The 13,221-nt window shown below is 71.5% G+C and carries 12 protein-coding genes; 1 reads left to right on the forward strand and 11 read right to left on the reverse strand.

All coding sequences use genetic code 11. The annotated features are described in order from the left end of the window. Positions 1 to 10: 10 nt before the first annotated feature. The gene (gene metK, locus MMF94_RS21590) at positions 11 to 1,213 is read right to left on the reverse strand and encodes a methionine adenosyltransferase (RefSeq protein WP_277398789.1); all 1,203 of its coding nucleotides are present in this window, start codon (positions 1,211 to 1,213) and stop codon (positions 11 to 13) included. Between the two features lie 268 nt (positions 1,214 to 1,481). Between metK and MMF94_RS21595 the strand changes: the two genes are divergently transcribed. Further along, the gene (locus MMF94_RS21595; protein ID WP_241038947.1) at positions 1,482 to 1,871 is read left to right on the forward strand and encodes an SH3 domain-containing protein; all 390 of its coding nucleotides are present in this window, start codon (positions 1,482 to 1,484) and stop codon (positions 1,869 to 1,871) included. Between the two features lie 19 nt (positions 1,872 to 1,890). On the opposite strand, the gene coaBC is transcribed toward MMF94_RS21595, so the two are convergent. The 10 genes from coaBC to pyrR form a co-directional block, all read right to left on the reverse strand. After that, entirely contained in the window at positions 1,891 to 3,111 is a 1,221-nt protein-coding gene (gene coaBC, locus MMF94_RS21600) for a bifunctional phosphopantothenoylcysteine decarboxylase/phosphopantothenate--cysteine ligase CoaBC (protein WP_241038948.1), read from the reverse strand. A gap of 28 nt (positions 3,112 to 3,139) precedes the next feature. Beyond that, positions 3,140 to 3,415 (reverse strand): DNA-directed RNA polymerase subunit omega, encoded by a 276-nt coding sequence (rpoZ, locus tag MMF94_RS21605; RefSeq protein ID WP_241039136.1) that lies wholly within the window; start codon positions 3,413 to 3,415, stop codon positions 3,140 to 3,142. A 2-nt stretch (positions 3,416 to 3,417) separates the two neighbouring features. Further along, complete coding sequence (gene gmk, locus MMF94_RS21610) at positions 3,418 to 4,080, reverse strand: guanylate kinase (RefSeq protein ID WP_277398794.1); 663 nt, start codon at positions 4,078 to 4,080, stop codon at positions 3,418 to 3,420. A gap of 19 nt (positions 4,081 to 4,099) precedes the next feature. After that, entirely contained in the window at positions 4,100 to 4,414 is a 315-nt protein-coding gene (gene mihF / locus MMF94_RS21615) for an integration host factor, actinobacterial type (RefSeq protein ID WP_094928871.1), read from the reverse strand. Between the two features lie 331 nt (positions 4,415 to 4,745). After that, a complete protein-coding gene (gene pyrF, locus MMF94_RS21620) occupies positions 4,746 to 5,573 on the reverse strand; it encodes an orotidine-5'-phosphate decarboxylase (protein WP_241038950.1) in 828 nt (275 codons plus the stop codon). Positions 5,574 to 5,607: 34 nt separating this feature from the next. Continuing rightward, positions 5,608 to 8,895: a carbamoyl-phosphate synthase large subunit gene (gene carB, locus MMF94_RS21625; RefSeq protein WP_241038951.1), complete on the reverse strand. Its 3,288-nt coding sequence runs from the start codon at positions 8,893 to 8,895 to the stop codon at positions 5,608 to 5,610. After that, positions 8,895 to 10,070 (reverse strand): glutamine-hydrolyzing carbamoyl-phosphate synthase small subunit, encoded by a 1,176-nt coding sequence (gene carA / locus MMF94_RS21630; RefSeq protein WP_241038952.1) that lies wholly within the window; start codon positions 10,068 to 10,070, stop codon positions 8,895 to 8,897. The genes carB and carA overlap by 1 nt, the downstream gene beginning before the upstream one ends. Beyond that, a complete protein-coding gene (locus tag MMF94_RS21635; protein ID WP_241038953.1) occupies positions 10,067 to 11,359 on the reverse strand; it encodes a dihydroorotase in 1,293 nt (430 codons plus the stop codon). Before MMF94_RS21635 ends, carA begins: the two co-directional genes overlap by 4 nt. A gap of 23 nt (positions 11,360 to 11,382) precedes the next feature. Continuing rightward, positions 11,383 to 12,327, reverse strand: coding sequence for an aspartate carbamoyltransferase catalytic subunit (locus MMF94_RS21640; RefSeq protein WP_241038954.1), 945 nt, complete (start codon positions 12,325 to 12,327; stop codon positions 11,383 to 11,385). Further along, entirely contained in the window at positions 12,324 to 12,908 is a 585-nt protein-coding gene (gene pyrR / locus MMF94_RS21645) for a bifunctional pyr operon transcriptional regulator/uracil phosphoribosyltransferase PyrR (protein ID WP_277398792.1), read from the reverse strand. Before pyrR ends, MMF94_RS21640 begins: the two co-directional genes overlap by 4 nt. Positions 12,909 to 13,221: the final 313 nt, after the last annotated feature.

The following is a 13,221-nucleotide window of genomic DNA, read 5'->3' on the forward strand; positions in this document are numbered from 1 at the left end:
GGCCCCGGCGTCAGGCGCCGGCCGCGGCCTTCAGCGCGTCGGCGCGCGCGGTGCTCTCCCACGGCAGGTCCACGTCGGTGCGGCCGAAGTGGCCGTACGCCGCCGTCTGCGCGTAGATCGGGCGCAGCAGGTCGAGGTCGCGGATGATCGCGGCCGGGCGCAGGTCGAACACCTCGGTGATCGCCGACTGGATCTTCTGCGGGTCGACGTGCTCGGTGCCGAAGGTCTCGACGAAGAGACCGACGGGGGCGGCCTTGCCGATGGCATAGGCCACCTGGACCTCGATGCGCTCGGCGAGCCCCGCGGCCACCGCGTTCTTGGCGACCCAGCGCATGGCGTACGCGGCGGACCGGTCGACCTTCGACGGGTCCTTGCCGGAGAACGCGCCGCCGCCGTGGCGGGCGAACCCGCCGTAGGTGTCGACGATGATCTTGCGGCCGGTCAGGCCCGCGTCACCCATCGGGCCGCCGACGACGAACCGTCCGGTCGGGTTGACCAGCAGGCGCAGGTCGGCGACGTCGAGCCCGAGCTCCCGGATCTCCGGGTCCACGACGTACTCGCGGATGTCGGGGGCGAGCATGCCGTCGAGGTCGATGTCGGCGGCGTGCTGGCTCGAGACCACGACCGTGTCGAGGCGGACGGCCTTGTCGCCGTCGTACTCGATGGTGACCTGGGTCTTGCCGTCGGGTCGCAGGTAGGGCAGCACGCCGGACTTGCGGACGTCGGTGAGCCGGCGGGCCAGCCGGTGGGCGAGCGCGATCGGGAGCGGCAGCAGCTCGGGGGTGTCGGTGTTGGCGTAGCCGAACATGAGGCCCTGGTCGCCTGCGCCCTGGCGGGCGATCTCGTCCTCGCTCGCCTCGACGCGGCTCTCGTAGGCGGTGTCGACGCCCTGGGCGATGTCGGCCGACTGCGCGCCGATCGCCACGTTCACCCCGCAGGACGCCCCGTCGAAGCCCTTCGCCGACGAGTCGTAGCCGATCTCGAGGACCTTCTCCCGCACCAGCGTGGGGATGTCGGCGTAGGCGCTGGTGGTGACCTCTCCGGCCACGTGCACCTGGCCCGTGGTGACGAGCGTCTCCACGGCCACACGGCTGCGGGGGTCCTGAGCGAGGAGGGCGTCGAGCACCGTGTCACTGATGGCGTCGCACATCTTGTCCGGGTGCCCCTCGGTCACCGACTCGCTGGTGAACAACCGCCGGCCTGCGTTCGCCACGCCGTACTCCGTCCGTTATCGCTCGATCGCCGCTTCCGCGACCGCTGCTCAGGTGATCTCCGACCGTCGAGCCTAGTCGACTGATGCGCGCGACCTGCGAGGTGTGGCCCTCGACTCGCCCTCCGACACCGGGTGGTCGCATCGCCGATATTTCGTCGCGATCACTCTTTCCGGTGAATCCGATCCCCTGACCGGATCGATTCCGCGACTCGTCGTTGGGAGCGGTGGACGACCGCCGCAGCGCATGCCCGCCTTGGGGAGGAACGCGATGATCAAGGCCCCCGCCACATTCGAGTACCGGCCTGGGCGCCGGACGGCGGCGGTCGGCGCCGTGGTGGCGATAGGGGCCGCCGGCCTCATGGGGCTGGTCGCGGGAACGGCCACAGCGGCCCCGCCCGGCAGGTGCGCCGAGAACCTCAACGTGCGCGCCGAACCGGACGCCGCCGCGCCGGTCGTCGCGCTGTGCCGGGCTCGCTCGGAGACGCGGCTGGGCGCGACGCGCGGTGGGTACGTCGAGCTGACGGACCTGGGGGGATGGGCCGCGCTGCAGTACGTCTCCACGGCCGAGACCGCTGTTTCCGGTCCCGTGCCGAACACCCCGGACCAGAACGTCGCCCTCACGCCGACCCCGAAGCCGCGGAGCGAGATACGCGGCTGACGCCTGCCGCGGCCCGTCGTCACAGACGGGCAGCCACTGCGTCCCAGAGGTGGGAGGCCAGCAGCGCCTTGGAGCCCGTCGCCAGCTCGCTCTCGCTGCCGTCGGCACCCAGCAGCCACCCGGAGTTCTCGGCCACCTCGAAGGCCTTGCCGTCACCCACCGCGTTGACGACGAGCAGGTCACAGCCCTTACGGGCGAGCTTGGCCCGGCCGTGGTGCAACGCGTCCCCGGTGGCGTCCCCGGTCTCGGCGGCGAAGCCGACCACGATCTGGCCGGGCTCGCGCGCGCCCACGAGCTCGATGAGGATGTCGGGGTTGAGGGTGAGCGCGAGGGGCGGTGGCTCGTTGCCGTCCTTCTTGATCTTGTGGCCCACAAGGGCGCTTGGCCGGAAGTCGGCCACCGCCGCGTTCATCACCACGGCGTCGGCGCCCTTGGCCGCCGCGCGCATGGCGTCGCGAAGCTCCAGCGCAGATCCGACGCGGACGACATCGACGCCTGCGGGATCGCCGAGATCCGCGGTGTGTGCCGCGACGAGCGTGACAGCCGCTCCGCGCTGCGCCGCCACCCGGGCGAGCGCGTAGCCCTGCCGGCCCGAGGATCGGTTGCCGAGAAAGCGCACGGGGTCGAGCGCCTCGCGGGTGCCCCCTGCGGACACGACGACGCGACGCCCGACCAGATCGCGGGGCAGCGCGTCGCCACGCTCGAGGAGCAGGCGGGCGAACTCGGCGATCTCGGCAGGATCGGGCAGCCGTCCCGCGCCGGAGTCCTTCCCGGTCAGGCGGCCCGACGCGGGCTCCAGGACAACGACGCCGCGGGAGCGCAGCAGCTCGACGTTGGCCCGTGTGGCCGGGTGCTCCCACATCTCGGTGTGCATGGCCGGGGCGAACAACACCGGACACCGGGCAGTGAGCAGCGAGGCCGTGAGCAGGTCGTCAGCGCGGCCTGCGGCGGCACGGGCCATGAGGTCGGCCGTGGCCGGAGCCACCACCACGAGGTCGGCCTCCTGGCCGAGCTTCACGTGCGGCACCGATGGCACGTCGGTGAACACGCCCGTGTGCACCGGCTGCCCCGAGAGCGCCTCGAACGTGGCGGCGCCGACGAACTCCAGGGCCGAGGCGGTGGGGAGCACCCGCACCGAATGGCCGGTCTCGGTGAGCCGGCGCAGCAGTTCGGCGCTCTTGTAGGCCGCGATACCGCCGGCCACCCCGAGCAGTACCCGGGGCGGAGTCAGGGAGTTCATGTCCGACCTCGCGACAGGAGATCGAGGGTTACTGCTCGCCCTCGGTGTGCTCGAGCAGCCCGGCCTGGATCTCGCGCATGGCGATCGAGAGGGGCTTCTCGCGCGGGCCCGGCTCCACGAGCGGACCGACGTACTCGAGCAGGCCCTCGCCCAGCTGCGAGTAGTAGTCGTTGATCTGACGGGCGCGCTTGGCTGCGTAGATCACCAGCGCGTACTTCGAGCTGACCTGGCCGAGCAGGTCGTCGATGGGCGGGTTGGTGATGCCCTCGGGGGTGGCACCGGCTACTGCGGCGGTCAGCGGCATGCTCACGAAGAAGACTCCTGGGTGTGGTCGGGCGTCGGGACCGGGTCACGGACGGGTCGAGCGAGCGACGGGTCGACATGAGACGGGCCGACCAACAATTCTACCAACTGCGCCGCAACGTCCTTCAACTCGTCGTTGACCACGACCACGTCGAACTCGCGGCGGGCGGCCATCTCCTCGCGCGCGGTTTCGAGCCTACGCTCGAACTGCTGCTTCGACTCGGTGCCACGCCCGCGCAGGCGCCGGGCCAATTCCTCGAACGAGGGCGGCTCCAGGAAGACCGTGATGGCTTCCGGAAGGGCGGCCTTGATGGCCCGTGCGCCTTGCAGGTCGACTTCGACGAGCACCGGGCGTCCGGCGGCGAGCGCCTGCTCGACGGGCTCGCGAGGGGTACCGGAGCGCTGTAGGCCGCCGTGGATCTCGGCCCATTCGAGCAGCTCTCCGTGCTCGATCAGATCGTCGAAGCCCGACGGCCCGACGAAGCGGTAGTGCACGCCGTCGATCTCACCGGCGCGTGGGTCTCTGGTGGTGGCGGAAACACTGAAGTACAGCGTGGGTAGCTGCGCGCGCAGCCTCGTGACCACGCTGCTCTTGCCGACGCCGGAGGGACCGGCCAGAACTACCAGCCGGCCCCTCCGCCCGTGCGGGCCCGTGCGGCTACTGATCCTGAGCTCGCAAGCTCGCTCAGGACTCGAAGTCGGCCAGCAGCGCTTTACGCTGCCGGTCGCCGAGGCCCCGCAGTCGACGCGACGGCGCAATCTCGAGCCGCTCCATGATCTGAGCGGCACGGACCTTGCCGACGCCTGGCATGGCCTCGAGCAACGCCGAGACCTTCATCTTGCCCAGCACCTCATCAGTGTCGGACTGCTTGAGAACCTCCCCAAGGGTGGTTCCCCCGCGCTTGAGCCGGTCCTTCAGCTCGGCCCGGGCCCGGCGCGCCGCAGCCGCCTTCTCCAAGGCTGCTGCGCGCTGTTCCTCGGTCAGCTGGGGAAGGGCCACGGTCTCCTCCGTCTTTCCTCGTGCGGCCTGGAATCAGGGCGCATCCTCACCACCGTCGCGGGCGTGCCGCGGCTATCACCGAACGTACTCACGCCTACCACGGAAGGGGAAACGGGGGGTGCCACCTGGAGGTTCTTTCGGCTGACACACATCTCACCGATACCACGTGAAAGGGCGGGAACGGGTATACGACCCGCCCGTTCACCGCACGGTGGATACCGTCCCCCTGACGGGTGTCGAAATACCGTAGATGCTGTCAACTGCAACTAACGCCCGTGGCTTGTGAAGTGATCTCGACGGAACGCGTCCGTTTTGTCCGGAACCCACTCGCTCACGTCAGATCGTCGCGCAACCGCTCAGCCGCCGCACGTACGTCGAGGGGGTCCGGCCCTGCCGACAACACCGATCGGGCCGCCGCGGGCAGCACGATCCCGCTCACGGCGGCGAACCGGGCCCTGATGTCCGCCGGACCGGCCCCCTGCGCGCCGAGCCCGGGTGCGAGCACCGCGCCGTTCAGCTGCGACAGGTCGAGGCCGTGGTCGTTCGTGGCGCCGATCACCACTCCGACGTCGCCGAGCGGCGTGACCTCGGCGTTGCGGGCGCCTGCGGCGTCCACCACGGCCTGCGCGACGCTGCGACCGGCCCGTTCCGCGAGCTGCACCTGCTCGCCCTCCGGGTTGGACGTCCGGGCCAGCACGAACGCGCCCCGCCCAGCGTTGACAGCGGCGTCGAGCGCCGGGGCGAGCGAGCCGAAACCGAGGTAGGGCGAGAGCGTGAGGGCGTCGGCGGCCAGTGGGGCACCGATGGCCAGGTAAGCGTCCGCGTACCCGTCCATCGTCGAGCCGATGTCCCCGCGTTTGGCATCGAGCAGCGTGAGGGTCGGACTCTCCGCGAGCGCCATCAGCACGCGTTCCAGGACCACGATCCCGGCCGAACCGTGCCGCTCGAAGAACGCCGACTGGGGCTTGACCACGGCCACGTGCCCCGCGAGCGCCTCCACGCACGACATCGCGAACCGGTCCAGCCCGTCCGGGTCGTCGGTGAGGCCCCACTCGGCCAGGAGCCCCGGGTGCGGGTCGATCCCGACGCACAACGTGCCGTACCGGGACACGGCCTTGGCAAGCCGCTCGCCGAATCTGGCGCCGTTCTGGACGGTCATGACTCCGCCTCCGCGGGAACGAGCACGTCGGCGGTCACGAGCGCGCCTTCCGCAGGGCCGCGTGTGCATCCTGCAGCGACCGCACGCCGATCGTGCCGCCGATCATCGCCTCGATCCCCTGCACCGCGGCCGCTGCACCCTGCACGGTGGTGATGCACGGGACGCCGCGCGACACGGCGGCCGCGCGGATCTCGTAGCCGTCCACCCGCGGGCCGGAGTTGCCGTACGGGGTGTTGATGATCATGTCGACCTCGCCGGCGAGGACCATGTCGATGATCGTCTCCCCGCCCTCGAAGTGCTTGCGCACCACGGTGGTGGCCACCCCGTTCCGGCGCAGGATGTCGGCCGTACCTTCCGTGGCCAGCAGCTCGAACCCGAGGGCCGCGAGCCGCAACGCCGGGAACACCATGGCGCGCTTGTCCCGGTCGGCGATCGAGACGAACACCCGGCCGGAGGTCGGCAACGAACCGTAGGCCGCGGCCTGCGACTTGGCGAACGCCGGGCCGAAGGCGGCGTCGAAGCCCATCACCTCGCCGGTCGACTTCATCTCCGGGCCGAGCAGCGAGTCGACGCCCTCGCCGTCGCGGGTGCGGAAGCGGTGGAACGGGAGCACCGCCTCCTTGACGGCGATCGGGGCATCGGGCGGCAACTCGCCGCCGTCGCCCTCGGCGGGGAGCAGCCCCTCCTCGCGGAGCTGGGCGATCGACGCGCCGAGCATGATCCGCGCCGCCGCCTTGGCCAGCGGCACGGCCGTCGCCTTGGACACGAACGGCACGGTGCGCGACGCGCGCGGGTTGGCCTCCAGCACGTACAAGGTCTCGCCGTGCAGCGCGTACTGGACGTTGAGCAGCCCGCGTACACCCACGCCGTGCGCGATCGCCTCGGTGGAGCGGCGCACCTGCTCCAGCACCGAGCGGCCCAGGGTGATGGGCGGCAGGGCGCAGGAGGAGTCGCCGGAATGGATGCCCGCCTCCTCGATGTGCTCCATCACGCCGCCGAGGAAGACCTCGGTGCCGTCGCACAGCGCGTCGACGTCGATCTCGACCGCGTCGTCGAGGAAACGGTCGACGAGGACCGGACGTTCGGGGCTGATCTCGGTGGCCCGGGAGATGTACGCGGCGAGCGTCTCGTCGTCGTAGACGATCTCCATCCCGCGTCCGCCCAGCACGTACGAGGGCCGGACGAGCACCGGGTAGCCGATCCGCTCGGCGATCTCGCGCGCCTCCTCGAAGGAGGTGGCCATGCCGAATGCGGGCGCCGGGAGGCCTGCGTTGCGCAAGACCTCGCCGAACGCGCCGCGGTCCTCCGCCAGGTCGATGGCCGCGGCCGACGTGCCGACGACGGGCACGCCCGCCGCCGTGAGCCGCTGGGCGAGCCCGAGCGGCGTCTGGCCGCCCAGCTGCACCAGGACGCCCGCCACGGTGCCGCTGTTCTGCTCGGCGTGGACGACCTCGAGCACGTCCTCGAACGTGAGCGGCTCGAAATAGAGCCGGTCGGCCGTGTCGTAGTCGGTGGAGACGGTCTCCGGGTTGCAGTTGACCATCACGGTCTCGAACCCGGCCTCCCGCAGGGCCATCACCGCGTGCACGCAGGAGTAGTCGAACTCGATGCCCTGGCCGATCCGGTTCGGCCCGGAGCCGAGGATCAGCACCTTCGGCTTCTCGGTCTGAGGCGCGATCTCCGACTCCGCGGCGGGGTCGGTCTCGTAGGCGCTGTAGTGGTACGGGGTGCGCGCGGCGAACTCGGCCGCGCAGGTGTCCACCGTCTTGTAGACCGGACGGATCCCGAGGCTGTGGCGCAGCGTGCGCACCCCGTCCTCCCCCGCGAACTCGGGGCGCAGCGCGGCGAGCTGGCGGTCCGAGATCCCGGCGCGCTTCGCCCGGCGCAGCAGCGGCTCGTCGAGCACGGGAGCGCCGATGATGTCCCCGCGTAGCTCGGTGAGCGCGGCGATCTGGTCGACGAACCAGGGATCAATGCCGGAGTGCTCCGCCACCTCGGCCACGCTCGCCCCGCTGCGCAGGGCCCGCTCGACGGCGTAGATGCGCCCGTCGAGCGCGGTGTGGACGTCAGGCTCGGTGTCCGGGTCTGGCGTGGTCCAGAACCCGGCGGCCGACGTCTCCATCGAGCGCAGCGCCTTGCCCAGCGCCTCGGGGAACGAACGACCGAGTGCCATCGCCTCGCCGACGCTCTTCATGGTGGTGGTGAGCTCGGGGTCGGCGCCGGGGAACTTCTCGAACGCGAACCGCGGGATCTTCACCACCACGTAGTCGAGGGTCGGCTCGAACGCGGCGGGGGTCTCGCCGGTGATGTCGTTGCGGATCTCGTCGAGGGTGTAGCCGATCGCGAGCTTCGCCGCGATCTTCGCGATCGGGAAACCGGTGGCCTTGGACGCCAGCGCCGACGAACGCGAGACACGCGGATTCATCTCGATCACGACCAGGCGCCCGGTGGCGGGGTTGACCGCGAACTGGATGTTGCACCCACCGGTGTCGACTCCGACCGCCCGCAGCACGGCGATGCCCACGTCCCGCATGTGCTGATACTCACGGTCGGTGAGGGTCATGGCGGGCGCGACGGTGATCGAGTCGCCGGTGTGCACGCCCATCGGGTCGATGTTCTCGATCGAGCAGACGACGACCACGTTGTCGTGGTGGTCGCGCATGAGTTCGAGCTCGTACTCCTTCCACCCGAGCACCGACTCCTCGATCAGCACCTCCGTCACCGGAGACGCCGCGAGCCCCGCGCCGGCGAGCCGCTCCAGGTCCTCGGCGGTGTGCGCCATCCCGGACCCGAGCCCGCCCATCGTGAACGACGGCCGGATGACGACCGGGAGGCCCAGCTCCGCGGCCGCGGCCCGAACCTCGTCCATCGAGTGGCAGACCGACGAGCGGGGGACGTCTCCCCCGACCGACTGCACGATCTCCTTGAACTTCAGCCGGTCCTCGCCGCGCTGGATGGCGTCGATGTCGGCGCCGATCAGCTCGACGTCGTAGCGCTCCAGCACGCCGCGCTCGTGGAGTGCGACCGCTGTGTTCAGTGCGGTCTGGCCGCCCAGCGTGGCCAGGATCGCGTCCGGGCGCTCGGCGGCGATGACCTGCTCCACGAACTCCGGCGTGATCGGCTCGATGTAGGTGGCGTCGGCGAACTCGGGGTCGGTCATGATCGTGGCCGGGTTGGAGTTGACGAGCGAGACGCGGACGCCCTCGGCCTGCAGCACGCGGCAGGCCTGTGTGCCGGAGTAGTCGAACTCGCACGCCTGGCCGATGACGATCGGCCCGGAGCCGATCACCATCACGTGCCGGATGTCGTCGCGCTTGGGCATCAGGCGTCGTCCCCTTGTGGAAGGTCGGCAGGGCTCGTCTCGGTGCGCAGCCGGTGGCGCCCGGAGGCCGCGCCCGCGTCCATCAGCTCCACGAACCGGTCGAACAGGTCGGCGGCGTCGTGCGGGCCGGCTGCGGCCTCCGGGTGGTACTGCACGCTGAACGCGGGCACCTCGAGAGCCCGCAGGCCCTCGACGCAGCCGTCGTTCGGGCAGGTGTGGGTGATCTCGGCAGGCCCGAACGGGGTGTCGAACCGCTCCCCCGCCTCGCCCTCCACGGCGAACCCGTGGTTCTGAGAGGTGATCGCCACGCGGCCGGTGGCGTGCTCGACGACCGGGATGTTGATGCCGCGGTGGCCGTAGCGCAGCTTGTAGGTGCCGCGGCCGAGCGCGCGGGCGAGGATCTGGTTGCCGAAGCAGATCCCGAAGAGCGGGATCCGGCGCTGCAGCACCTGCTGGGTGAGTGCTACCGGCCCGTCCGCCGTGGCGGGGTCGCCCGGCCCGTTGGACAGGAAGAACCCGTCGGGGTTCAGCGCCTCGATCGCTTCGATCGACGTGTTCGCCGGCAGGACGTGCACCTCGATGCCGCGCTCGGTGAGCATCCGCGGCGTGTTGGACTTGATCCCGACGTCGAGCGCGGCCACCCGCAGGCGGGGCGGGCCGGTCGGGGCCACCACATAGGGCTCCCGAGTGGTGACGGCGCCGTAGAGGTCGGCGCCGACCATCGGCGGGCTCGCGAGCACGCGGCCGACCAGCTCGTCGGCAGGGGCCAGCGCATCGCCGGAGAACACCCCGGCGCGCATGGCCCCGCGCTCGCGCAGATGCCTGACCAGCGCGCGGGTGTCGATGCCCGCCACACCGACGATCCCCTGCTCCGCGAGCGCATCGCCGAGGGACCGGCGGGAGCGCCAGCTCGACGGCGTGCGGCTCGGGTCGCGCACGACATAGCCCGCCACCTGGATCTGCGCCGACTCGTCGTCCTCGTCGTTCCAGCCGGTGTTGCCGATCTGCGGAGCCGTCTGCACCACGATCTGCCGGTGGTAAGAGGGGTCGGTCAGCGTCTCCTGGTAGCCGGTCATCCCGGTGGCGAACACGGCCTCGCCAAGCCCCTGTCCGCTGGCCCCGTAGGCCTCACCGCGGAAGATCCGCCCGTCCTCCAGCACGAGTACCGCCGTCATGCCTGCACCTCCCCCTGCCTCGTGGTGATCCGGCCGCGCAGCACGGTGGCCGCCACTGTGGCCGGTAACCGCATGCCCTCGTACGGCGTGTTGGACGCCCGGCTCGCGAGCTTCGCGCCGCGCACCGTCCAGACTCCGTCGGGATCGACGAGCGCGAAGTTCGCGGGCTCGCCCACGGCGATCGGACGGCCCTGGTCGGGCAGCCCGGCGATCTCCGCGGGTCGCTGCGACAGGACCCGGGCGACACCGCGCCAGTCCAGCAACCCGGGCTCGAGCATCGTGTGCACCACCACCGACAGCGCGGTCTGCAGCCCGAGCATGCCCGGCCGGGCCGCCGCCCACTCCGTGTCCTTGTACTGGGCCGCGTGCGGGGCGTGGTCGGTGGCGACGACGTCGATGGCGCCATCGGCCAGCGCCTCGCGCATCGCCTTGGTGTCGGCGCCGGTGCGCAGCGGCGGGTTGACCTTGTTCACGGGGTCGTAGCTGCTGAGCGTGGCATCGGTGAGCAGCAGATGGTGCGGGGTGACCTCGGCGCTCACCCGCACACCCGCCGCCTTCGCGGCCCGCAGCACGTCGATCGTGCGCGCCGACGACACGTGGCACACGTGCAGCGCGGCGCCCGCCTCGCGGGCCAGCGCACAGTCGCGCGCGACGATCGTCTCCTCGGCGGTGGCGGGCCAGCCGGCCAGCCCGAGCCGGGATGCGACCACGCCCTCGTGCGCTTGCGCGCCCCCCGTGAGCCGGTGGTCCTCGGCATGCTGGGCGATGACGACGTCGAGCGCGGAGGCGTACTCGAGCGCGCGGCGCATGATCAGCGGGTCGTGCACGCAGCGGCCGTCGTCGCTGAACATCCTCACCCTGGCCCGCGAGCGGGCCATCGTGCCGAGCTCGGCCATCTTGACGCCCTCGAGCCCCACCGTGACCGCGCCGACCGGGTGCACGTCGACCAGACCGACCTCCTCGCCGCGGCGCCGCACGTGCTCGACCACCACGGCCGTGTCGGCCACCGGGTCGGTGTTGGGCATCGCGAAGACGGCGGTGTAGCCGCCGAGTGCGGCGGCGGCCGAACCGGTGGCCACGTCCTCCGACTCCTCACCGCCGGGTTCCCGCAGGTGGGTGTGCAGGTCGACGAACCCGGGGAGCAGGACGTTCCCGCCCGCGTCGAGAACCTCGACGCCGTCGGGTGCGTCGAGGTCACGGCCGATCTCCGTGACCACACCGTCGCGCACGAGCAGGTCGACGGCGTCCTCGCCGTAGGGCCGGGCTCCGGTGATCAGCAGGTCGCTCACGTGTTCCTTCCGTCCGCGGGCCGTCATTCCGGGGCTCCGGCCAAGAGGTGGTACAGCACGGCCATCCGGACGTGCACGCCGTTGGCCACCTGCGCGAGGATCGCCGCGCTGGGGCTGTCGGCAACGCTCGGCGCGATCTCCATCCCGCGCACCATCGGGCCCGGGTGCAGCACCACGGCGTGCTCGGGCAGCAGCGCGGCGCGCTCCGCGGAGAGGCCGTAGCCGATCGCGTACTCGCGGGCGGACGGGAAGAACGCGCCGTGCATCCGTTCGGCCTGCACCCGCAGCATCATCACCGCGTCCAGCGCGGGGAGCTCCGCGTCCAGCTCCGTGCCGACGCGGCACGGCCATTCGCCGACGCCGGTGGGCAGCAGCATGGGCGGGGCCACGAGCACCACCTCGGCGCCCAGCGTGGCCAGCAACTGCACGTTCGACCGCGCGACACGGCTGTGGAGCACGTCGCCGACGATGCCGATCCGGCGCCCGGCGATCCCGCCGAGCCGGTCCCGCAGCGTGGCCGCGTCCAGAAGCGCCTGCGTGGGGTGCTCGTGCGTGCCGTCACCGGCGTTGACCACCGAGGTGTGTGTGCCCGTGGTCTCCCGGTCGCGGTCGATCCAGCTCGCGAGCCGGTGGGCTGCACCGGATGCGGGATGGCGGACGATCACGCAGTCGGCGCCCATCGCCGAGAGGGTGAGCGAGGTGTCGCGCAGCGACTCCCCCTTCGACACCGACGAGCCACGGGCACTCACGTTGACGGTGTCGGCGCTCATCCACTTCCCGGCGATCTCGAACGAGACGCGGGTGCGTGTGGAGTCCTCGTAGAACATCGTGATCACCGTGCGCCCGCGCAGCGTCGGCAGCTTGCGCACCTCGCGGCCCAGCAACGCCTGCCGGAGCCGGTCGGCGGTGTCGAGCAGGCCGGTGGCCGCGGCGGCGTCCAGATCGGTGACGGACAGCAGGTGCTTCATACGTCCTGCTCCGTGCGACGCAGCCGGACGCCGTCGCTGCCGTCGACCTCGTCCAGCAGTACAAGGATCTGCTCATCCCGAGCGGTCGGCACGTTCTTCCCCACATAGTCGGCACGGATCGGTAGTTCCCGGTGACCCCGGTCGACCAGCACCGCGAGCTGTACCGCACGCGGACGGCCGTGGTCGGACAGCGCGTCGAGCGCCGCCCGCACGGTGCGTCCGGACATCAGCACGTCGTCGACGAGCACCACGAGGGCGTCGTCCAGGCCGCCGTCGGGCACGGCGGTGTCCTCCAGCGCACGCGCCGGGCGCCTGCGCAGATCGTCGCGATAGAGCGTGGGGTCGACGGAGCCGACGGGCGGGGCGCTGCCCTCGAACTCGGCGATCTTGTCGGCGAGCCGGCGGGCCAGCACGGTGCCGCGGGTGGGGATGCCGATGAGCACGACGCCCTCGGTACCCGCGGTCTTCTCGATGATCTGATGCGCGATACGCGCGATCGTGCGGGTGACATCGGCAGCGCTCAGCAGCTCCCTGGAGGGAGCGCTCGCGCCAGCCGGGTCCCCGCGGCGGTCGTCCGCCACGAGTCGCTCCTTCCCCGCCTCACCGGACGGGTCTTAAAGGAAATCCGGTCGATCGAAACGCTACCAGCGAGCCCCGCCGGGAACCCCCGCAACGCATCCCGGCATCATGAGCGTCACACCGCGTGGGATCCGCCACTGGCGACATCACCCTGAACCGGCCGCCGCCGGTGCAGTGAACTGTCACCATGGGAGAAGGCAGCGATGCAGCCAGCGCGGAGTAACGCCTGGCGGGGGACCCTCGATCAGCCGTTCGAGTGGTCCTCACGCTCTACGGCCCCGGGAGGGGGCAGCCAACTTGACCGATCGGCCACGC

The sequence above is a fragment of the Pseudonocardia alaniniphila genome (assembly GCF_022524485.1).
In the GTDB taxonomy this organism is placed as follows: domain Bacteria; phylum Actinomycetota; class Actinomycetes; order Mycobacteriales; family Pseudonocardiaceae; genus Pseudonocardia; species Pseudonocardia alaniniphila.